Annotated in this window: 24 protein-coding genes; 5 read left to right on the top strand and 19 right to left on the bottom strand. The window is 41.8% G+C overall.

Going from position 1 to position 22385, the window contains the following annotated elements; translation table 11 throughout:
- Positions 1-115 precede the first annotated feature (115 nt).
- The 5 genes from GEZ85_RS00115 to GEZ85_RS00095 form a co-directional block, all read right to left on the bottom strand.
- Complete coding sequence (locus GEZ85_RS00115; protein ID WP_049543148.1) at positions 116-979, bottom strand: Rgg/GadR/MutR family transcriptional regulator; 864 nt, start codon at positions 977-979, stop codon at positions 116-118.
- A gap of 103 nt (positions 980-1082) precedes the next feature.
- The gene (gene tsaD, locus GEZ85_RS00110) at positions 1083-2093 is read right to left on the bottom strand and encodes a tRNA (adenosine(37)-N6)-threonylcarbamoyltransferase complex transferase subunit TsaD (RefSeq protein WP_153208775.1); all 1011 of its coding nucleotides are present in this window, start codon (positions 2091-2093) and stop codon (positions 1083-1085) included.
- Positions 2083-2520, bottom strand: coding sequence for a ribosomal protein S18-alanine N-acetyltransferase (gene rimI / locus GEZ85_RS00105; protein WP_153208777.1), 438 nt, complete (start codon positions 2518-2520; stop codon positions 2083-2085). Before rimI ends, tsaD begins: the two co-directional genes overlap by 11 nt.
- Positions 2517-3200 (bottom strand): tRNA (adenosine(37)-N6)-threonylcarbamoyltransferase complex dimerization subunit type 1 TsaB, encoded by a 684-nt coding sequence (tsaB, locus tag GEZ85_RS00100; RefSeq protein WP_153208779.1) that lies wholly within the window; start codon positions 3198-3200, stop codon positions 2517-2519. Before tsaB ends, rimI begins: the two co-directional genes overlap by 4 nt.
- Before the next feature lie 104 nt (positions 3201-3304).
- Positions 3305-3520: a hypothetical protein gene (locus tag GEZ85_RS00095; RefSeq protein WP_000282478.1), complete on the bottom strand. Its 216-nt coding sequence runs from the start codon at positions 3518-3520 to the stop codon at positions 3305-3307.
- A gap of 277 nt (positions 3521-3797) precedes the next feature.
- Between GEZ85_RS00095 and GEZ85_RS00090 the strand changes: the two genes are divergently transcribed.
- Both GEZ85_RS00090 and rnjA read left to right on the top strand, forming a co-directional pair.
- Positions 3798-4031 (top strand): DNA-dependent RNA polymerase subunit epsilon, encoded by a 234-nt coding sequence (locus tag GEZ85_RS00090; protein ID WP_000639571.1) that lies wholly within the window; start codon positions 3798-3800, stop codon positions 4029-4031.
- A 1-nt stretch (position 4032) separates the two neighbouring features.
- Positions 4033-5712 carry a ribonuclease J1 gene (rnjA, locus tag GEZ85_RS00085; protein WP_153208781.1) on the top strand — a complete coding sequence of 560 codons (1680 nt, stop codon included), beginning with the start codon at positions 4033-4035 and terminating at the stop codon, positions 5710-5712.
- Between the two features lie 47 nt (positions 5713-5759).
- Here the strand turns inward: rnjA and mnmG are convergent, their stop codons facing one another.
- The 13 genes from mnmG to apf all read right to left on the bottom strand — a co-directional run bounded on the left by mnmG (position 5760) and on the right by apf (position 19083).
- A complete protein-coding gene (mnmG, locus tag GEZ85_RS00080; RefSeq protein WP_153208783.1) occupies positions 5760-7673 on the bottom strand; it encodes a tRNA uridine-5-carboxymethylaminomethyl(34) synthesis enzyme MnmG in 1914 nt (637 codons plus the stop codon).
- Complete coding sequence (locus tag GEZ85_RS00075) at positions 7663-8091, bottom strand: NUDIX hydrolase (RefSeq protein ID WP_153208785.1); 429 nt, start codon at positions 8089-8091, stop codon at positions 7663-7665. Before GEZ85_RS00075 ends, mnmG begins: the two co-directional genes overlap by 11 nt.
- Before the next feature lie 11 nt (positions 8092-8102).
- Positions 8103-8558, bottom strand: coding sequence for an NUDIX hydrolase (locus GEZ85_RS00070; protein ID WP_049500731.1), 456 nt, complete (start codon positions 8556-8558; stop codon positions 8103-8105).
- Positions 8559-8698: 140 nt separating this feature from the next.
- Positions 8699-9820 carry a tRNA 2-thiouridine(34) synthase MnmA gene (mnmA, locus tag GEZ85_RS00065; protein WP_153208787.1) on the bottom strand — a complete coding sequence of 374 codons (1122 nt, stop codon included), beginning with the start codon at positions 9818-9820 and terminating at the stop codon, positions 8699-8701.
- 22 nt (positions 9821-9842) lie between these two features.
- Complete coding sequence (locus tag GEZ85_RS10175; protein ID WP_185757707.1) at positions 9843-9995, bottom strand: hypothetical protein; 153 nt, start codon at positions 9993-9995, stop codon at positions 9843-9845.
- Positions 9976-11370, bottom strand: a complete 1395-nt coding sequence (argH, locus tag GEZ85_RS00060; RefSeq protein WP_153208789.1) for an argininosuccinate lyase — start codon at positions 11368-11370, stop codon at positions 9976-9978. Before argH ends, GEZ85_RS10175 begins: the two co-directional genes overlap by 20 nt.
- Before the next feature lie 28 nt (positions 11371-11398).
- Positions 11399-12595: an argininosuccinate synthase gene (locus GEZ85_RS00055; protein ID WP_153208791.1), complete on the bottom strand. Its 1197-nt coding sequence runs from the start codon at positions 12593-12595 to the stop codon at positions 11399-11401.
- Between the two features lie 16 nt (positions 12596-12611).
- Positions 12612-13418 (bottom strand): ABC transporter substrate-binding protein, encoded by an 807-nt coding sequence (locus tag GEZ85_RS00050; RefSeq protein ID WP_153208793.1) that lies wholly within the window; start codon positions 13416-13418, stop codon positions 12612-12614.
- A gap of 206 nt (positions 13419-13624) precedes the next feature.
- Positions 13625-14266 carry an ABC transporter ATP-binding protein gene (locus GEZ85_RS00045; protein WP_153208795.1) on the bottom strand — a complete coding sequence of 214 codons (642 nt, stop codon included), beginning with the start codon at positions 14264-14266 and terminating at the stop codon, positions 13625-13627.
- Positions 14263-16371 (bottom strand): bacteriocin-associated integral membrane family protein, encoded by a 2109-nt coding sequence (locus GEZ85_RS00040; RefSeq protein WP_153208797.1) that lies wholly within the window; start codon positions 16369-16371, stop codon positions 14263-14265. Before GEZ85_RS00040 ends, GEZ85_RS00045 begins: the two co-directional genes overlap by 4 nt.
- Before the next feature lie 150 nt (positions 16372-16521).
- Positions 16522-17109 carry a hypothetical protein gene (locus GEZ85_RS00035; RefSeq protein WP_049543167.1) on the bottom strand — a complete coding sequence of 196 codons (588 nt, stop codon included), beginning with the start codon at positions 17107-17109 and terminating at the stop codon, positions 16522-16524.
- 312 nt (positions 17110-17421) lie between these two features.
- Positions 17422-18294 carry a helix-turn-helix domain-containing protein gene (locus GEZ85_RS00030; protein ID WP_049500743.1) on the bottom strand — a complete coding sequence of 291 codons (873 nt, stop codon included), beginning with the start codon at positions 18292-18294 and terminating at the stop codon, positions 17422-17424.
- Positions 18295-18432: 138 nt separating this feature from the next.
- Positions 18433-19083, bottom strand: a complete 651-nt coding sequence (gene apf, locus GEZ85_RS00025) for an aggregation-promoting factor (protein WP_084887758.1) — start codon at positions 19081-19083, stop codon at positions 18433-18435.
- A 239-nt stretch (positions 19084-19322) separates the two neighbouring features.
- On the opposite strand from apf, the gene sdaAB reads away from it, so the two are divergent.
- From sdaAB to GEZ85_RS00010, 3 genes are read left to right on the top strand one after another with little or no spacing between them, the layout of a single operon-like run.
- A complete protein-coding gene (gene sdaAB / locus GEZ85_RS00020) occupies positions 19323-19994 on the top strand; it encodes an L-serine ammonia-lyase, iron-sulfur-dependent subunit beta (RefSeq protein ID WP_049515557.1) in 672 nt (223 codons plus the stop codon).
- Positions 19995-20002: 8 nt separating this feature from the next.
- Positions 20003-20875, top strand: coding sequence for an L-serine ammonia-lyase, iron-sulfur-dependent, subunit alpha (sdaAA, locus tag GEZ85_RS00015; protein WP_049543173.1), 873 nt, complete (start codon positions 20003-20005; stop codon positions 20873-20875).
- A 21-nt stretch (positions 20876-20896) separates the two neighbouring features.
- Positions 20897-21529, top strand: coding sequence for an HAD hydrolase-like protein (locus GEZ85_RS00010; protein ID WP_153208799.1), 633 nt, complete (start codon positions 20897-20899; stop codon positions 21527-21529).
- A gap of 126 nt (positions 21530-21655) precedes the next feature.
- Here GEZ85_RS00010 and GEZ85_RS00005 read toward each other — a convergent pair.
- Positions 21656-22385: IS3 family transposase (locus GEZ85_RS00005; RefSeq protein ID WP_153214771.1), on the bottom strand; the 730-nt coding region annotated here is incomplete at its 5' end.

Raw genomic sequence — 22385 nt, 5'->3', positions numbered from 1 at the left:
TTCACTGGTATAATAAAGTTACTACTAACAAGGAGGGATATAATGATGAAGAAAAGAAAAATCCAACTGATACTCCTGCTTATTTCGGAGTGGGTGATTGTCTTCCCGTTTCTAATTAATCGATAAGTTCTTTGTATTGCTGAAAACGCAATTCGAAGAGGGCTAGCAATTGTGGATTTTCTAATACTTGCAGAGATTGGATAAAGTGTTCAATCTCTTTTTGATTGCTTCCTTTGGTTTGAAGAAAGACACTCATTTTCTTTAAAAATTGCCACGATACTTTCTCAAAAACATCGTACGGACGCAACATGCTCTCCAACTCAGTTTCAAAGATTGGGATGTATGAGAAAAGTTTTCGCTCCATGAGTTCTGATAAGATATTTAAGAGTCCTTGCTTCATATACAACCGATTATGTACCAACTCCTTAAATTCTTTAGACTTCTCAATTAAAGCGGTCGATAAAAATATCAAATCTTGATTGCTCAAGAAGGGCATGGTATTGCAAAAGAGATAGAGTTCAAACCAGGTCCAAGACTCAATAGCATAGAGATAGATAGTCAAAAACTCGCTATCTTCTTTTACTAATGGATAGTTCTTATTTAAGGAATGGAGTGCGTTTTTAATTACAATGGCATTCAAACGACGATAGGTCTCTGCCATCTGTTCTTGCTCGACTTCCTCCAACAGTTGCTCTAAACCAGCTATATCTTGGTGGGCAAAGCGATCCACAACCTTTCTACCAATCTGCATATGTAGGGATTCTTGATAATTGTTTAGCTTATGACCAAACTCATCAAAATTCATATTGATCCCTTGGATGGCTAGGATCAACTTATCCGCAGATAGCATAGACTGCCCTAGTTCAAACTTGGACAACTGAGAGGCTGTTAGACCAGCACAAGCCACATCTGACTGCTTGAGCTTTCTCGCCAAACGTAATTCCTTGTAAAATTCTCCCAACTCCATTCTCTCAATCATCTCACCACCTCCTATTTTTTATATAGTATATCATTATTCACAATTATTTGTCAAAATATTCTGACATTTAAGAGAGCAAAAAAGCCAGCCCTAAGCTGACTCTTTATTCCATGGTATCAAAAGCGAGACTTGGTTTGGCATTGAGGTCCAAGCTTGCAAAGTTTTCTTTGTTCCATTCGCTGACGCTGGCATAGGCAATCATGCCTGCATTGTCTCCACAGAGACGCAGAGGTGGAATGATGACCTTGACATCTGTAATTTCAGTTGCTAGGCGTTCTCTGAGACCTTTATTGGCTGCCACGCCACCTGCCACAACTAGAGTTTTAACAGGATATTTCTCCAAAGCCTTCTTGGTTTTTGCCATAAGAATATCCAAGACAGCTGCTTGGAAGGAAGCACACAAGTCCTCTGTAGATAGGCTTTCTCCCTTTTGTTCGGCATTGTGGTGAAGATTGATAAAGGCAGACTTCAAACCTGAGAATGAAAACTCCAGATTATCTTCCTTAATCATGGCACGAGGAAAATCATAAATATCCTGTCCCTGATGAGCTAGCTCATCAATCTCACGACCTGCAGGATAGGTCAAGCCCATGACACGGCCGACCTTATCATAGGCCTCACCAACCGCGTCATCTCGCGTTTCCCCAACAATCTTGTAGTCACCAGCCTCAGAAACATAAACCAACTCTGTGTGTCCACCGCTGACCAAGAGGGCTATCAAGGGAAACTCCAAAGGCTCCACACTCTGAGCGGCCATGAGGTGACCAGCCATGTGGTTAACAGGAATCAGCGGAAGTCCATGAGCCCAAGCAAAGGCCTTAGCAGCTGACAAACCGACTAGTAAGGCTCCGACCAAGCCCGGTCCATAGGTAACCGCTACAGCTGTCACGTCCTCTTCCGTAATCCCTGCTTCTGCTAGGGCCTCCTCGATACAGGCTGTAATGACCTCGACATGGTGACGACTGGCTACTTCCGGCACTACGCCCCCAAAACGTTTGTGACTCTCAATTTGACTAGCAATGACATTGGACAAGAGCTCATCGTCGTTTTTCAAGACGGCAACACTAGTCTCATCACAGGATGTCTCAAATGCTAAAATATATCTATCCTTCATCTATTTCTCTCTTCATGATGATGGCGTCCTCGACTGGATCATGGTAGTAGGCCTTTCGCTCAGCGATGGCTGCCATCTTTTCTTTCTTGTAAAATGCTTGCGCTCGATGATTTGAACTTCTGACTTCGAGGAAAATCTCCTTATCTGTCGGCAATTGAGCAAACAAGGTTGACGCAATTCCCTGACCCTGATAGGTTTGTTTGACAGCGATTTGCAGGACTTCTGCTTCAAAAAGATTCTCCTGCACGGCTAGAAAGCCAATCGCTTCTGCCCCATCATAAGCCAGAGCATACCAAGTCTGGTCTTGGGACAGGTCTGCTTGGATTTGCTCCAGCGTCCAAGGGCTGACTGGGTAAACAGCTATCATAACAGCGTAGATGGCTTGAGCCAAGTCAGGCTGCTGTTGGATTCGTTTAATTTCTATCATAGGCGTTTAATGTAAGACTCGCCAGACTCGGTATGGTTCTTGAGCCAGTTTTCCTCAGCCTCAACACGTTTGAGGTAGTTCGGCACAAAATCATGCAAGGAGTCTGCTTCCTTATCCCAAGCCAAAAGAGCAAGAGTGGCTGCATTAGGCAAGGTTTCTTTGTAATTAGTCCTTGGTAAGTGTTCTTGAATCTGCTCCACAAAGGGGGCAACTTCTCCGACAAAGGTTACCTGACTAGCACCCTTAACTTTCTCTAACACCTCTTCAAAAGATAGATGCGCTTCTGGCATGACAGGTTTGGCATTTTCATAAAATCCTGCGTAAACATTGTTGCGACGAGCATCCATCAAAGGGACGAACAAGCCTTCTTGTTGGTAGGGCACCAGAGCCAAGAGGCTAGACATACCAACTAACTCAATGTTCAGAGTATGGGCCAAAGTCTTGGCAGTGGCTACCGCGATTCGCAAGCCTGTATAGCTACCTGGTCCTTCAGCCACCACGATTCGATCCAAATCCTTGGGCGTCCAGTCCACACTCGCCATCAAAAAATCGATGGCAGGCATGAGGGTAATACTGTGATTTTTCTTGATATTAATCGTCGTCTCGGCAAGAACCTGCTTGTCCTCTAAAATAGCGAGAGAAAGAGCCTTGCTGGACGTATCAAAAGCTAATACTTTCATAACACATTCCTATCTTTTTGTCTGCTTACTATTATACTACAAAAGCTGGCACATGGGAATTTTCTTTATCCCCAAACAAAAAGGCCCCAGCATGAGCAGGGCATCTAAGCATTTAATCCAAAGTAAAATACAAACCAAACGACATAGGTTACGAGGAGGAGAAAAAGCGAGTAGAGAGTCACAAAGGTAATTTTCCACAAGAACTTGGTTTGTCGTCGTTCCAGTTTGGCAAATAGAAGATTCCCCGCATAAACGCAAGCAACAAAAACAATAAAAGCTACCAAGCGAGCTCCGATAGCAAAAGCAAATAAGTTATACATAGGGCAACCTCCTTTACTTAAAATCTATAGTGAATTAAGACAAATGATAAATTCCACTTCCATTATCAAAATAACATATTTTCTTTATTTTTGCAAACGCTTACCAACGAGTAACCCTATGACTTTCTCGTTTCCGTCTTTTACTAATTTTTCATTTTGTGGTATAATTGAAATAATTGTAACGAATCAAGGTCAATCTAGACAAAAATGGAATGAAATCAAGCAATTCTCTGCTAAAAGTTTGGAATAAGCTGACCTGTAAATAGAAAGGAACTATATGATTTACAAAGTTTTTTATCAAGAAACAAAAGAACGTAGCCCACGCCGTGAAACAACACGCGCACTATACCTAGACATCGATGCTAACTCAGAACTTGAGGGCCGTATCGCTGCTCGCCAACTTGTCGAAGAAAATCGCCCAGAGTACAATATCGAGTATATCGAACTCTTGTCTGACAAATTGCTAGATTACGAAAAAGAAACTGGCGCCTTCGAAATTACGGAGTTCTAATATGGCCTACACTCTTAAACCTGAAGAAGTCGGCGTTTTTGCCATCGGTGGTCTGGGAGAAATCGGGAAAAACACTTACGGGATTGAATACCAAGACGAGATTGTTATCGTCGATGCTGGGATTAAATTCCCAGAAGATGACTTGCTGGGTATCGACTATGTCATTCCTGACTACTCATACATCGTGGACAATATCGACCGCGTCAAGGCTGTCTTAATCACACACGGACACGAGGACCACATCGGTGGGATTCCTTTCCTACTCAAGCAAGCAAATGTCCCTATCTATGCTGGACCACTTGCCTTGGCTTTGATCCGTGGGAAACTCGAAGAACACGGCCTCTTGCGCAACGCCAAACTTTACGAAATCAACCACAACACTGAGTTGACCTTTAAAAATCTCAAGGCAACTTTCTTTAGAACGACTCACTCTATTCCAGAGCCTTTGGGGATTGTCATTCATACTCCTCAAGGGAAAATTGTCTGTACGGGTGACTTCAAGTTTGACTTAACACCAGTTGGTGAACCAGCAGATTTGCACCGTATGGCTGCGCTTGGTGAAGAAGGTGTACTCTGTCTCCTGTCTGACTCGACAAATGCAGAAATTCCAACCTTTACCAACTCTGAAAAAGTCGTTGGCCAGTCCATCATGAAGATTATCCAAGGCATTGAAGGACGTATCATCTTTGCATCCTTTGCCTCAAATATCTTCCGTCTCCAGCAAGCGACAGAAGCCGCTGTTAAGACTGGACGCAAGATTGCGGTCTTTGGTCGCTCTATGGAAAAAGCCATTGTCAACGGAATCGAGCTTGGTTACATCAAAGCTCCTAAGGGAACCTTTATCGAGCCAAATGAAATCAAAGACTACCCTGCAGGCGAGATTCTTATCCTCTGTACAGGTAGTCAAGGCGAGCCGATGGCAGCCCTCTCTCGTATCGCCAACGGAACCCACCGTCAGGTGCAACTCCAACCAGGTGATACGGTTATCTTCTCTTCTAGCCCAATCCCTGGAAACACTACTAGCGTCAACAAGCTGATTAACATCATTTCAGAAGCTGGTGTCGAAGTTATCCACGGTAAAGTGAACAATATCCATACATCTGGACACGGTGGTCAGCAAGAGCAAAAACTCATGCTCCGCTTGATTAAGCCAAAATACTTCATGCCTGTTCACGGTGAATACCGCATGCAAAAAGTCCATGCTGGACTTGCGGTGGATACTGGTGTTGAGAAGGACAATATCTTTATCATGAGCAATGGTGATGTGCTTGCCCTTACTGCTAACTCAGCTCGTATTGCAGGTCATTTCAACGCCCAAGACATCTATGTCGATGGAAATCGTATCGGTGAAATCGGCGCAGCTGTCCTCAAAGATCGTCGTGATCTATCTGAAGACGGTGTCGTTCTGGCAGTCGCAACTGTTGACTTCAAATCGCAGATGATTCTATCTGGTCCAGACATCCTCAGTCGAGGCTTTGTCTACATGAGAGAGTCTGGCGACTTGATTCGCCAAAGCCAACGCATCCTCTTCAATGCCATTCGTATCGCACTGAAAAACAAGGATGCTAGCGTGCAATCTGTCAATGGTGCCATTGTCAACGCTATTCGCCCCTTCCTTTATGAAAATACAGAACGTGAACCGATCATCATCCCTATGATTCTCACACCAGATGAAGAATAATACTCTTCGAAAATCAACAAAACAGCCCCGTCTTCGGAGCTGTTTTTCTATGCTTTCTTTTCTTGATTTTTAGAAATACTACGATTTTTACCTTCAAGATACACCATCAAAATAGAAATATCTGCTGGGTTTACTCCCGAAATACGGCTGGCTTGACCGATGGTTTCTGGATTGATGAGTTTGAACTTCTGACGGGCTTCGGTTGCAATAGAATCAATGTCATCCCAGTCAATATTGGCTGGAATGCGTTTTTCTTCCATGCGTTTCATCTTGGCAACCTGATCCATGGCTTTGGAAATATAGCCTTCGTATTTGATTTCTGTTTCAATCAATTCGATAATCTTGTCATCCAAGTCTTCTGCAGCTGGTCCGATGAAGGCTACCACATCTTGGTAAGAAACTTCTGGACGGCGAAGGAATTCCTTGGCTGTCACTGCATCGGTCAACGGTTTAAAGCCCATCTCCTCAACCTTGGCATTTGTTTCCTTGACTGGCTTGAGTTTGATACTATCTAGGCGCTTCATCTCATTTTCAAATTGATTTTTCTTAATTTCAAAGCGAGCCCAGCGTTCATCATCCACAAGACCAATCTCACGGCCCATCTCAGTCAAACGCATATCGGCATTGTCATGACGGAGGATGAGACGGTACTCAGCACGACTGGTCAAGAGACGGTAGGGTTCAATAGTTCCCTTGGTCACCAAGTCATCAATCATGACCCCGATATAACCGTCACTACGCTTCAAAATCAATTCAGGCTTGCCTTGGATTTTCAGAGCCGCATTGATCCCAGCGATAATCCCTTGGCCAGCAGCTTCTTCATAACCTGATGTTCCATTTGTCTGACCAGCAGTGAATAGACCTGAGATTTTCTTGGTTTCCAGAGTCGCACGCAACTGGTGTGGCAAGACCATATCGTACTCAATGGCATAACCTGTTCGCATCATCTCTGCATTTTCCAAACCTTTGATAGAATGAACCAGTTCACGTTGCACATCTTCAGGCAAACTGGTTGAAAGACCTTGGACATAGACTTCCTCTGTATTGCGTCCTTCTGGCTCAAGGAATAGTTGGTGGCGTTCCTTGTCCGCAAAGCGCACAATCTTGTCCTCAATCGATGGGCAGTAACGAGGCCCCACTCCCTTGACCACACCTGTAAACATAGGCGCACGGTGGAGGTTATTTTGGATAATTTCATGACTGGTAACATTGGTATAGGTCAACCAGCATGGCACTTGATCTTTGACATAATCCTCATCACGTGAAGTGTATGAGAAGTGATTAGGCGCTTCGTCCCCTGGCTGAATCTCTGTCACATCGTAGTTGATAGAAGAAGCCTTGACACGTGGAGGCGTTCCTGTCTTGAAACGACCAATTTCGAGTCCTAATTCCTTAAGGTTATCAGCAAGGTTAATAGAAGCCAAGCTGTGGTTAGGACCTGATGAATACTTAAGGTCTCCAATGATAATTTCCCCACGTAGAGCCGTCCCTGTCGTCACGATAACAGCCTTAGCAGCATACTCTTGATGGGTAGCTGTACGGACACCGACAACCTTGCCATCTTCGACCAAAATCTCATCAATCATGGTCTGACGAAGGGTCAGATTTTCTTGGTTTTCAACTGTCTTGCGCATTTCCTTAGAGTAAAGTTCCTTGTCAGCCTGCGCACGAAGGGCACGGACAGCTGGCCCCTTCCCTGTGTTGAGCATCTTCATCTGGATGTAAGTCTTATCAATGGTTTTGGCCATTTCACCACCGAGGGCATCGACCTCACGTACGACAATCCCCTTGGCAGAACCTCCGATAGAGGGATTACAAGGCATGAAAGCCAGCATTTCAATGTTGATAGTCGCAAGCAAGACCTTACAACCCATACGGCTGGCTGCTAGGGATGCTTCTACCCCAGCGTGTCCCGCACCAATTACAATAATATCGTATTCTTCAGTAAAATTATATGTCATTTCTTAACCTTTCAAAAATTTCTCTCAAATAAGGAACTAACTTCTCCTCCTCTAGAGCTTGAGCCATAGTAACCCATTTAAAGTGCGTATGCTCTTCAGGATCTAATCTGATAATTGGCTTCTCCCCAACCCACTCTGCTTTATCAACTAAGCGAGTAAAGACAGTATCCTTAGAGGTATCCAGTTGACTATCTTCGTGAAGAAGTTTGAGCAAACTGCTATCTAGCCTAACTCCCGCTTCTTCAATACATTCTCTAAGAACTCCATCTCGCGGAAGTTCACCCTTTTCAACCCCGCCACCAGGAATATCCCAGTAAGTTGGATAAACATTGGGTTGTCCTCTTTTAATTTCCGAACGCTGAATGAGCAAATAATCATCACCACTATGAACAAGTACATGGGCAATAAGCTTAACCATCCTTTTCTCTCCTATTCCTCAAGATGAATGTGTCTTAGTTGGCCGTCCCAATCTGGCAGGGCTGTTTTCAAAAAGGCTGGAACTAGATTGATACCCTTAAGCTGATCCAAATCAATCCACTCACAAGGCTGCCTTTTCTCATCTTCCTGCATGGTCAACGGGGCATCCTCAAGCAAGTCCACCAGATAATGAAACTCGATGTTGTGCCAATAGACACCATCTTCTTCAAAACGATTTTCAACAACAAAAGCTAGTTGCTCAGCTTGAGCTTCGACACCCAGTTCTTCCCTCACTTCACGGACTACCGCTTCTTCCGTTCTTTCGTTAACTTGGATGGCACCGCCAATAGTGTAATACTTGCCCTTATCTTTGGTGACTAGGAGCTTGCGATTTTGGACAATCAAGGCTGTCGCCCGAACTCCAAAAACTGTATTTCCTGTTTTTGTCCGAAAGTCTTGTTGAATCATTCTTGTCCTTTCCTCTAAACGACACAAAAACAGTCAAAACTCCAAAGAAGTGCAGGACAAAAAAGCCTGCAACATCCATGAGCTTTGACCATCATTTCTATTGCTTTTATTATTGTAGCAAATTGAGAAAATTTGTCAATCTAAATGTACTGACAAACTTGTCCATCCCGGTAAGCATTGTCAATCAAACCACCACCTAGACACTCTTCGCCATCGTAAAAGACAACTGCCTGTCCTGGTGTGATGGCGCGTTGCGGTTCTGCAAAGATAACCTCTGCCTTATCTCCTTTGACATAGACGGTCACCTTAGAATCAGGCTGACGGTAGCGGAATTTAGCCGTACATTCGAGCGTAAACTCCTCTGGCATGTCACGAGTAAAGTGGACTTGACTGGCTTCTAGGCTTGTTGACATGAGCGAGTCATGATAGAAACCTTGGCCGACATAGAGGATATTCTTGCTTAGATCTTTTCCGACAACGAACCAAGGAGCATTGTCACCGCCGTGTTGGCCACCGATACCGAGACCACCACGCTGACCAATCGTATAGTACATAAGGCCTGCATGCTCGCCCATATCGCGGCCATCCACAGTCATCATGCGACCAGGCTGAGCTGGTAGGTAGTTGCTGAGGAAGTTTTTAAAGTTCTTTTCTCCGATAAAGCAAATCCCTGTCGAGTCTTTCTTCTTAGCAGTCGCAAGTCCTGCTTCTTCTGCTAGTCTGCGAACTTCAGGCTTTTCCAAATGCCCCAGAGGGAACATGGTTTTTTGAAGTTGTTCTTGCGAAAGTTGGCTGAGGAAATAGGTCTGATCCTTGCCATTGTCCACACCACGAAGCATGTGAACAGTGCCATCCTCATCACGCGCTACACGGGCATAGTGCCCAGTCGCTACATAGTCTGCCCCCAAGGTCATGGCATAGTCTAAAAAGGCCTTGAACTTGATTTCCTTGTTGCACATGACATCTGGATTTGGCGTACGCCCTGCACGGTATTCCGCTAGGAAATACTCAAAAACGCGGTCCCAGTACTCTTTTTCAAAATTGACAGAGTAGTAGGGAATGCCGATCTGGTCTGCCACCGCAGCCACATCCTTATAATCTTCGGTCGCCGTACAGACGCCGTTTTCATCTGTATCATCCCAGTTCTTCATGAAGATACCAATCACATCGTAGCCCTGCTCCTTGAGCAAGAGAGCCGTCACCGACGAATCAACACCACCACTCATCCCCACGACAACACGTGTTTTAGAGTTATCACTCATGGTAAGTCTCCCATCTATTCGTTTATTCACGATTGAAGGTCGTGTGTGCTTCACGATTGAAGGTCGCTTGAGCAGTATTCATTATAACATGCTTGGTTAGAGAAGACAAGGAAGAGGCTGATAATCTACCAACCTCTTGTTCTGAACCTATCAATCTAGCACTTTTTAGCTTCATTCGCTTTCTTAGCAACTGCAATCTGGTATTTCACTTGGTCAAATCCTGTACCTCCCAAGGAATTTCGTCTTTGAACAGCAGTTTTAGGTTGCAAGTAGACATAGATATCCTCGGCAATGAGGGAATGATAGGCTTGTAATTCCTCCAAAGTCCAATCTTGAATATTTTTAGCAGACTTGATAGAGTCTAGCACTAATCTTCCCACAACCTCATGAGCTTCTCTAAATGGCAAGCCTTTCCCTGCCAAATAATCTGCCAACTCAGTCGCATTTGAAAAGTCCTTCTCTGTAGACTCTTGCATTTTTTCCTTGTTTACCTGCAAGCTAGATAACATACCTGCCAACACATCAAGGGAATTTAAAATCGTTTCGACCGTATCAAACATTCCTTCCTTATCCTCTTGCAGATCCTTATTATAAGCTAAAGGCAAGGACTTCATGACTGTCAATAGTCCAAACAGATTCCCATAAACTCTGCCAGTCTTTCCTCGAATCAACTCAGCCATATCTGGATTTTTCTTTTGTGGCATAATAGAGGAGCCTGTTGTAAACGTATCTGACAAGGTAATGAATTGGTACTCAAAACTACACCAATTGATCATTTCTTCGCAAAAACGGCTCATATGCATCATGAGTATGCTGGCATTGGATAGAAATTCTAAGATAAAATCGCGGTCACTAACAGCATCTAAAGAATTTGTATAAGGTTGCTTAAACTCCAGCAAATTGCTAGACAATTGGCGATCAATGGGGAAAGTTGTTCCTGCCAAAGCTGCCGCACCTAGAGGGCATAGGTCTGTATGCTGCTGGTTAAATTCAAAACGTTCACTGTCTCTTTGAAACATATTGTAGTAAGCCATCAGGTGGTGGGCAAAACTAATAGGCTGGGCATGTTGCAAATGGGTATAGCCCGGCATGATCGTCTCCACATGATTTTCCGCCAAGTCTAATAAAACACCTTTAAGATGAGCCAGTTTATCTAGGACATGGCCTAGTTGTTCCTTGAGATACAAGTGCATATCTGTCGCAACTTGGTCGTTTCGAGAACGAGCCGTATGTAGTTTCCCTGCAAGGGGACCAATTTTTTCTGTCAGCAACACTTCCATATTCATATGAATATCTTCGTTTGCGATATCAAAGTCAAGTTGGCCTGCCTCTAGCTCTTCTAGGAGCTCTTTCAAGCCTTCTTGAATCTTTTCTGACTCCTTCAAACTCAAAATGCCCGTCTGACCCAACATCTGAACGTGGGCTAAAGAACCAATCACATCAAATTTAGCTAATTTCTGGTCAAAAGATATACTCGCACCAAAGCGCTCTACCCAGTCTTCGACAGTACCTTCAAAGCGACCACCCCATAATTTTGTATTCTTAGCCATATCACATCCACCTCTCTAGCCAATCGCCCTATTTGGCGCTTTTTTGAACCTCAGAATGAACCTTGGTTGGAAGTCCCCACAACTTAATAAAGCCAACAGCCGCATCTTGGTCAAAGGTATCCGCACTGGTATAAGTCGCCAAATTTTCATCGTAAAGAGAATTTGGTGATTTCCGAGCTACGACCTGAGCGCTTCCCTTATAGAGTTTGACTTTTGCAGTCCCATTGACAACTTTTTGAGTCTCTTTAATATAAGCAATCAAGGCTTGTGTAGCCGGACTAAACCACAAAGCATTATAAATGAGATTTGATAATTCATTTTCTATAATTGGTTTAAAATGAGCCACTTCTCTCACAAGCGTCAAGTCCTCAATTTCCTTATGAGCTGTCAGTAGAGTCACTGCCCCTGGGCATTCATAGATTTCTCTTGATTTAATCCCAACCAAACGATTTTCCACGTGGTCAATCCGTCCGACCCCATGCTTTCCAGCTATTTCATTGAGTTTTTGAATCAAATCTGCCAATTTTAACCCTTCTCCATTAAGGGAAACTGGAACACCTTCACTAAACTCAATATCAATGTATTCTGGCATATCTGGAGCTTGCTCTGGAGAAGTTGTGATGCCAAAGGCTTCTTCTGGAGCCTGATTCCATGGATTTTCCAAAATACCACACTCATTGGCACGTCCCCAAAGATTTTGGTCGACAGAGTAGGGATTGTCAAGGTCAGCAGGAACAGGTACCCCATTTTCCTTCGCATAATGAATTTCTTCCTCCCGAGACCATTTCCATTCACGAACTGGCGCAATCACTTTTAAATTGGGATCCAAGGCTGCAATCGATACTTCAAAACGTACTTGGTCATTCCCCTTACCTGTACAACCATGAGCAATTGTAGTAGCTCCTGTCTGATGCGCTATTTCAACCAATTTTTTAGAAATAAGAGGGCGGCTCAAGGCAGATACCAAGGGGTACTTTTGTTCATAATAGGCATGTGACTGAAGAGCCACTAGCACATAATCTGTAGCAAATTCGTCCTTAACATCAATGACATAAGATTCGACTGCCCCAACCTTAAGAGCCTTATCATGGATGAAATCCAAGTCTTTCCCTTCACCCACATCCATACAAACTGCAACAACTTCATAGTCTTTCTTTAGCCAGGTAATAGCAACTGATGTGTCCAAACCGCCAGAATAGGCCAAAATTACTTTTTCTTTACTCATGTTCTTTTCCTTCTTTCTATTTTTCAATGGACGCTTTAAAGGCATCCTCAATGAGTTTGTCTAATTCCCCAGACTCCTTCAACTTTTGAATGGTTTTATCGACCGCCTCTTTCAATTCCTTGCTATCTTTTTTCATGGCGACCGCATAAGAATCATCTTGCTCTTTTTCAAAATTGAGGTCTGCGATTGCTAAATCAGGATTATTTTCCACAAATCCCTTGGCAACAGGTTCTTCAAAGATAACGGCATCCACTTGCCCTGATTTTAAATCTGTAATTAAATTCCCATTTTTAGGCAGAGATACGAGGGATGAATTTTGTAGCAAGTCTTTCGCCATCGTCTCTTGAATCGAACCTTTCTGCGCTCCGACCTTTTTCTGCGCTAAGTCTTTGACAGACTGATAAGTGGCTAAATCAGATTTTTTGACAATGAGCTTATTTTTTGAAGTATAGTAGGGAGTTGAAAAATCGAACACCTTGCTTCGTTCATCTGTCTTAGAAACACCTGATATGGCAAGGTCGGCTTTTCCTGATTGAACACTAGCCAATACATTGTCAAAGCTCATGGGAGATAGTTCCAATTCGACACCTAGTTCTGTTGCGATAACCTTGGCTAATTCGATATCTGAACCCACAATCTGATTTTTCCCATCAACCACTTTTTGGTATTCAAATGGAGCAAAATCTGGATTGAGGGCTACAACCAATTTTCCTTTGGACTTGATGGCTTCAATTCCAGCCGATTGATTGTTACTACAAGCAAATAGTAGGGGGAGCATCACTAAACCAAACATCGTCATCAACACCTTCTTCATCTTATTCATAACAAAGTCTCCTTTATGTTTATTCCTTTTGGTTGTATAAATAATACACTTATGCTCATCGTTTGTCAAGCCTAAATTGAAAATTTTTTCAGTTTAAAACAAAAAAACCTAGAAATACCACATAAAAATGTCATTCCTAGGCGTATTTATGCTATTTATCTCTGGAAAATATGAGTATTCAGTCAGTCAAATGAAACCAAACGAACTCATTTTCCCTCGCCCAATTCAATGATACGATGACATTGTTGGGCTACATAAGCATCGTGGGTCACAATAATGACTGTTTTCCCCTCTCGATTCATCTCCAAGAGAAACTTCAAGACCAAATCTCTATTTTCAGGATCCAGCGAACCTGTCGGTTCATCAGCTAAAATCAGCTGGCTGGGTTTTAAGATGGCTCTAGCAACTGCAATTCGTTGTTGTTCACCACCAGACAACTCGGAGACCTTTTGATGCAAAGTAGCTGGCAAACCTACTCTCTCTAAAATCTCTTCCACCTTTTTGAGCTTGTCTTTCTTGGACAATTTCACATATTTCAGCGCCAGCATGAGATTGTACTCGACCGTTTCATCATCAATTAGGGCAAAATTTTGAAACAGATAAGAGATATGTTCACGGATTATTGTTTGCGACTTGGCAGAATTGACCGCTAGATTTGTCTGACCAAAAATCTCATATCGTCCGCTGTAATCACTATCTATCAAACCTAATAAATTTAACAAGGTCGACTTACCACTACCACTCTTACCAACAATGGCTACCAAATCCCCCTGATCAATCCTGAGAGACAAGTTATCCAAAATCACTTTTCCCCCAATGGTTTTGGTAATATTTTCCAACTCAATCATAAGATGCCCCCTTTCAATAACTCTACTAGACTTCTTTTCTCCATCCTAGAAGCCAAAACTAGCACAAATAGTATATCCAGACATGTAAAGCCTGCAAACAGCAGAAGTGGCAAGAACGCATGGGCAAAGAAAATCAAGACTAGAAGGGGGAGACTATAGCCCAGCAAGAGCAGAACTAAGAGAGCTCGGTAGCGATCGACCAGTTTCCACCCCATAAACTTCTTGGTAATGATATCCCTGCGCTTCAACAAGAAAGTGGTAACGAGTAAAAAGTAGGAGACAATCATACTGAGAAGAGCAAATAAGGCAAAAAGAACGTTAAAATTACGAACAGAATCCCGATAGGTATCGACCATCTCCTCTTGAATTGCTTGAATCGATGAAAATTTTAAATAGCTACCATCAGATAAGTTATCGACTAACTCTGTAATCACTTTTTGATTTTGTTCTGTATTTTCAACTTTCATCGGGTTGTTTAAACCTGTCGTTGACAAGCGAGTCTTTTCTTCCCACATCATGTCTTGATCATTTACCAGACTAATGATTGGATTGTGGAGATTTTCCTTTCGCTCATTATTATAAGGGAAGAAAGACCAATCTCCTTCATAGTAGGCAATTTCCACATCCATATCTTCTATTGTTTTCTTTTGTTGATCTTCATACCTCATAGAAAGATAGGCGATGGATTTTCCCAAGAACTGATTCTTGCCTTCTTGTCCTTTATCACTGGCTGGCATCAAAATAACTTTTTTAGTGCCGGTATCTGGTAACTTGAATCCCTTGCTCTTTAGAAAATTGCTATTAGCATAGTAAACATCTACCTCATCAGGCAGTTGGTACTGCTGCACTTGTTCTGCTTTGATGACTGGTTTGATAGGAAGACTCGCACCTCGCACATAGTTTACTTGTGTTTTTGCTAGCAAATCTTGATAAAATTGGTAGAAATAATCTGTAGATTTCCCTGACCCTGCTAGCTCTTCTTGCCACAGGTTATCACTGAGGCGGAAATTTTCCAAGGTCAAGTAATTCCCTTGGCTTACCCACTGTTGCTGATAAGCAAGTTCTTTGTTTTCTTGTTCTAGACTTCTTCCCACCCCAATCAGTAAGGCCGTCAGTAAAATAGTTGTCCCTATTTTCATCACATAATTGAAGATGAGACCAAGTTTGACAGATGAAAAACCTTTCAACATAGAACTGACTGTCATTTTCTGAATCATCAGGTAGGTCAGCCAACTGATGAACAAATACAACTGTAAAAGCAGGAATTGGGATAAGAGTAAACTTGGGAACAGAAGCTTTGGTCTGTAGTCCAGCACTAAAAATAGTCCCAAGTCAATGATAAGACTTCCACCCAAGAGAAGATAAAAATTAGTCTTTACAAAACCAGCTAAAATCGCCCTGCTTTGAAAACCAAGTAACTTTTGAACCCCCACTCGTTTCATCTCCATCATCGGCTGATAAACTGTCATTAAAATCACAAGCAAGATTGCCAAGATAAAGATAATGATAGATAGTAACAACTCTTGATTTAGCACTCCAACCTGACTTCGGTAAGTGGGTTCTAATAAAACCGTCTTATCTATCTGGAAAAAATCACTCCACTTTTGTAGAATGGTATCGCGATTTATCTCTTTGCTGGAGGTAATCATGTAGCGCCCATTTACAGTATGGGATTTATCCTCAATATAGGATTGGAAGGTCTGGAGTCGAATAAGTTTCACCTTTAAAAAGGTGGGAATGGTTCCTAGATTATTGGGAAGATCCTGGTTGCTGTAGACCCCCTTTTCGTTCTTTGAAAAATCAAGAGAAGTCAAACCGAACTCCTGATAGGGGAAGGTTTCCTTATCAAAAACACCAGCCTTGACCACCTCATCGCCATTATCTATTTTGATAATAGAGACCTTGTCTTGACTTGCAACCTCTTCAAAAAACTGGAGAATAGTTTCTGTCGGTTTAGTGACATCTTTCAAGTACAAGTCAAATGAATAAGTTGTCTTGCCCATCTCCTGAATCCGCACTATTTCTCGTGTAACATTTACATTCAGGACAAAAAACGTAGTACACAGTAAGAGCAAGAGCATACAAAGATGACTGATTTTTTTCATAGAGATACCTCCCGTGAAGAGACGAAACTGGGAAAAAACTAACTTTCCAATAAAACCACACAGTGATTCCAGTTTTGAATACAATCAAGCTGAAAGAAACACTGTGTGGTTTTTGAACGTTCAGAGATTCGTTTTTTGGATAATTGTCAATCAGAATGTTCTTTTATCTGTTAATAATCCTAGAAAATCTTGTCGTTTCAAGTCTGAGAAATGTTTGGTAGAGAGACTTCCCTTTTGAAGTCCATCATCTCTAACCTGCAAATAATAGCTATGTTGGCTTGTTTTAATTGTCAAAAAATCGCCAAATATAAAAACTCTTTTCCAGTTGCGAATCTCAAATTCTTTCATCTCTGATTTTGGAATGCGGATAAGTCCTTGCCGCAAATCACGATGATGCTCACTTGTGAAAGTCATCCCATTCCCAAGATTTCTTATTAGTAGTTCATCTGGAGTTACCATCACCAGCGCTATTTTAGTTAAGAAAATTTCAACTGTTGGTGGTAAAATCGCCAAGTTGAACCAAGGATGTAGGTAGCGATACGCTAAGAAATAATGAGGCTCCTCACCCAATCCTAGTTGTTTATATAAGGCCTTGACCTCACTATCTAACCTCGCTTCAAAAGACACATCCGAATGCTCTTCTTCCTTCCTCTGATTAAAATAACGCATCCAGACTAGAAAACCTATAAAGACTATAATAAATATTCCTGATAAGAGATATTTTACATTGTAGTTCATCACTTAACCTCCTGATTCACTACTCCGCCCAAAGCAGAGGCCTATTTATTTTGAAAATAGTTCCATAACAACTTTAAATAAGACTGGTAAGATTGTCAAACTAGAATTCTTTCTTTTCTAGCTACATCATAATTCTCGACTAAATACAAAGTTAAGGTCACTGAATTTGTCAACGCTTGCACACCTCCCGTTTCACCTATATTATAAATCAACATATATAACCTGTCAAGCAATTAAAGCAAATATTAAATGTTTTCAAAAAGAAGAATTATAGTTATATTTTACACATAAAAAAGATAGCTTTTGCTATCCTTATACATTATCTGACTGCTTATCCATTAGATATTGTTCCACCTTGAGCGCCTTGACTTCATTATTTTCAATTAGATAAAGCACCTTAGCTTTCATATAATAGTCCTTAGCAACAGAGATATCAAGATCTTCTGTTACATTTCCCAATAAACAATATAAATCTGCTAACCTAAAGCTACTATGATATTTGTTACAAAATTCAATTATCTCCAATAATAGCGCTCTGGACTTATCCATCTCCTCCTGTTTCCAAAGGTGGTAACAATAATTGTATTTTATTTTGATATACAACTCAATTTGTTCACGCACACTAGTATCGATTTTTGAAAGGGCTACGGAAACCTGATCATATAGTTGCTCAAATTTCTCCTTATCCTCATCATAGCCTAAGAAAATCAGCAGGGTATTCAAAATATATAAGTAATCCACTTTATCAATACTAATCCTACTAAGGATGTCCTCTATTTTTGAAATAGCTAGTTTTAATTGATGTTCACATTGATAAGTTAGAATGGCATCTATCCAGTCCAGATAAATCTTTTCATCAAAAGATAAAGAAGTCTGTTGCTTTCTCTCTCCCTCAAAAGCATATTTCAAAGAGGCATAATCTTGATTTTCCAATAATGTTTCAGACAATCTCTTGAAAGCAGACAAGCCTAGAAACTCTTTCGAAATTTCTCCTGAAAAGAAATAGTCCATATTTAAGCCCATTTTTTCAGATAATTTATATAACAAATCTGCTCCTGGCATATATTTGCCTTGTTCCATTCGACTTATCTGAGTTTGTTGGCAAATTCCTTCTGCCAACTCTTTTTGCGACCACCCCAACTCTTTTCGCTTATTTTTTAATCTTGTTGCTAATAATGCATGCATGCTAACCACCACTATTTATATTCTATAAAAACATTATACTACTTTTTTGAGAAGATTATATCAGATTGTCTACATAGTGTGAACAGGATTCTAAAAAGGAAAGAAAAAAGAGCTATTCAAAGCTCTTTCCCCTATTTCTTAATACCAGCCGTTGTTAAGCCAAAAGTTTTTAGCGGCTGACCATGAACCGTAACGTCCTGCAACGTAAGCATCTGCTACACGTTCTTGGTTTTCAGCTGAGTAGTCACCGTTCAAGTATGAATCTGTCAATTGGTAACGTCCAATGTAACGTCCATTTGTAGCTGTATAGCTACCACCTGATTCTTTTTGTGCAATCCATTCTTTAGCTTCTGCTTCAGATCCGCTTACAGTTGCGGCTGGTGCTGAAGTTTCTGCTGTAGCAACAGTTTCTTCTGCTACAGGAGCGCTTGCAGCTGGTGCTGCTTCTTCTACTACTTCTGTAGTTTCTGCTACTGGAGCTGAAACAGTTTCATCTTGAGCAGCTGGTGCTGCATAAGTAGCTGGCGCTGGTGTTGCTGCTGGTGCTACTGGACCGTCGATAACCAACTCTTGACCAACATAAATCATATGGATGTTGTCAATGTGGTTGTTTTCTGCCAATTTCTCAACAGTTGTGTTGTGAGTTTCAGCGATTTCTGAAAGTGTATCACCTTCTTTAACAGTGTAAGTTGATGATTCTTGAGCAGATACAAATGATGGAGCAAATACTGCAAACAAGGCAGCTACTCCTGCAAGAGTTGTTTTAATCTTTTTAGTTGTTGATTTCATATTTGAAAATTCTCCTTCTTTCTATACTTCTATCATACCCTTTAAATATTACTATTTCTTAACACTTTTATGTAGAAATATTACAAAATTATTTTTTATTTCCCTAAATAAGCCATTTTTGTCATAAAAGTCGCTATTTTATGCTGTTTGTGGCATTAAAAAGGTTTTTATCCACAATTAAAGTCAAGACACCCATTCTTTGATATAATAGAGATAAGAATTTTTATAAGGGGAAACTGATGAAATCACTTCGTTTTCAATCTGTCTTTGATATCATCGGACCAGTTATGATTGGCCCATCTAGTAGCCATACAGCTGGTGCTGTTCGTATTGGGAAGATTGTCTCTTCCATTTTTGATGCTACTCCGACAGAAGTCGAATTCCAACTATTTAACTCATTTGCCAAGACCTATCGTGGCCACGGGACAGACCTAGCCCTTGTTGCAGGCATTTTGGGCATGGATACAGATGATCCTGAAATCCCAAACAGCCTGGAAATTGCCCACAAGCGCGGCATCAAGATTGTCTGGACCATTCAGAAAGACAGTAATGCCCCTCACCCTAATACCACTAAAATTACCGTTAAAAATGCCCACAAGACCATCAGCGTAACTGGTATTTCTATCGGTGGAGGAAATATTCAAGTAACCGAACTCAATGGCTTTGCCGTCTCTCTCAATATGAATACACCGACTATCATCATTGTTCATCAAGATATTCCAGGTATGATTGCTCTTGTAACAGAAGCCCTTTCACGCTATGGTATCAATATCGCCCAAATGAATGTCACTCGTGAAAAAGCTGGTGAAAAAGCTATTATGATTATCGAAGTTGACAGTCGCAACTGTGATGAGGCCATCGAAGAAATTCGAAAAATCCCTCATCTCCACAATGTCAATTTCTTTAAATAGGAGGAAGCATGTTTTATTCTATCAAAGAATTGGTCGAGCAAGCAGATCTGGACTTTCAAGGAAATGTCTCAGAACTTATGATTACAACAGAGTTTGAATTGACCGGTCGCGAACGTGAGGAAGTCCTCCTTCTCATGGAACGCAATCTGGAAGTCATGAAAGCCTCTGTCCAACTTGGCCTCAATGAAAATAAATCTCGTAGTGGCCTGACAGGTGGAGATGCTGCCAAATTGGATCACTACATAAAAAATCGAAAAACTCTGTCAGATTACACGATTCTCTCTGCTGCCCGAAATGCCATTGCAGTCAATGAACACAATGCTAAAATGGGCTTGGTTTGTGCCACTCCGACCGCAGGAAGTGCCGGCTGTCTCCCTTCCGTTCTCACTGCTGCTATTGAAAAATTAGACCTCAGCCACGAGCAACAGCTGGATTTCCTCTTTGCTGCTGGTGCCTTTGGACTAGTCATCGCAAACAACGCCTCTATCTCGGGTGCTGAAGGCGGTTGCCAAGCTGAGGTTGGTTCAGCATCTGCTATGAGTGCTGCAGCCTTGACTCTAGCTGCAGGCGGAACACCTTATCAGGCCAGCCAGGCCATTGCCTTTGTCATTAAAAATATGCTGGGCCTCATCTGTGACCCTGTTGCCGGCTTGGTCGAAGTTCCCTGTGTCAAACGCAATGCCATGGGAGCTAGCTTTGCCTTCATCGCAGCAGACATGGCTTTGGCAGGTATCGAATCTAAAATCCCTGTGGATGAGGTTATCGATGCCATGTACCAAGTAGGAGCAAGCATGCCAACTGCCTTTCGTGAAACAGCTGAAGGTGGACTCGCTGCCACCCCTACTGGTCGTCGCCTCCAAAAAGAAATTTTCGGAGAATAAGCTTATCAAATAGGAGAAACCATGACCTCTATCACAGCTATCTTTTTCGATCTGGATGGAACCCTCGTTGACAGTTCTATCGGGATTCACAATGCCTTTACTCATACATTTAAGGAACTGGGGGTGCCTAGTCCTGATGCCAAAACGATTCGTGGTTTTATGGGACCGCCTCTTGAAAGTAGTTTTGCGACCTGCCTTCCCAAAGAACAAATTTCTGAAGCCGTGCAGATATACCGTTCGTACTATAAGGAGAAAGGCATCCATGAAGCTCAGCTCTTCCCTCATATTGTAGGCTTGCTTGAGGAGTTAACGAGCAATTACCCTCTTTATATCACCACTACAAAGAATACTCCAACCGCTCAAGACATGACTAAAAACTTGGGAATCTATCATTTCTTTGATGGCATTTATGGTTCCAGCCCCGAAGCACCCCATAAGGCAGATGTCATACGCCAAGCCTTGCAGACACATCAACTAGCACCGGAACAAGCCATCATCATCGGAGATACCAAGTTTGATATGCTTGGAGCTCAAGAAACAGGCATTCAGAAATTGGCCGTCACTTGGGGATTTGGAGAGCAAGCAGATCTACTAAACTATCAGCCTGATTATATCGCCCACAAACCCATAGAAGTTTTGAGGTATTTTCAATAACATAGACATACGACAAGGCGACGTTAACGTGGTTTGAAAAGATTTTCGAAGAGTATAAGTCTCTACATAACAAAACGCATATTACCAAGGTTCTTCTGTACTGACCCCAAAAGTTAGACAATTAATTTATCCGAAGGATTTAGTTCTGTATTGCACAGGGCTAAGTCCTTTTAGTTTTACCTTAATTCGTTTATTGTTGTAGTAATCAATATAGTCTACAATAGCTTGTTCCAATTGATTAAGTGATTTAAAGGTTTTCTCATAGCCATAAAACATTTCGGATTTTAAAATGCCAAAGAAGGACTCCATCATACCATTGTCTGGGCTGTTACCTTTACGTGACATGGATGCTTGAATTCCCTTACTCTCTAGGAACCGATGATAAGAATCGTGTTGGTATTGCCAGCCTTGGTCACTATGAAGAACAGTATTCTCATAGTAATTCTCTGTGAAGGCTTGTTCCAACATCGTTTTTACTTGTTCTAAATTAGGAGAACAAGAAAGATTAAAAGCAATAATTTCGCTGTTAAATCCATCTAAAACAGGCGATAAATAGAGTTTCTGTGTGCTATTTGGAATGGCAAACTCTGTCACATCTGTGTAGCACTTTTCCATTGGTCTCGATGCTTCAAACTGGCGTTGAATAAGATTCTCTGCCTTCTTGCCAACGTCTCCTTTATGAGAAGAATATTTTCGTTTCTGTCGCATTTTAGCTTGTAAATTGAGTACTTTCATCAGACGTTGGACCTTCTTATGGTTTACTATATGACCACGATTCCTCAATTCAAGAGTTATTCGGCGATAGCCATAATTTCCTTTGTGCTCAGTAAAAATAGCTTGAATTTCAGCTTTAAGA

It is taken from the genome of Streptococcus mitis (genome assembly GCF_009496205.1).
Classification (GTDB): domain Bacteria; phylum Bacillota; class Bacilli; order Lactobacillales; family Streptococcaceae; genus Streptococcus; species Streptococcus mitis_BN.
Note: the sequence above shows the minus strand (reverse complement) of the source record. Positions and strands in the feature narration are given on the sequence as shown.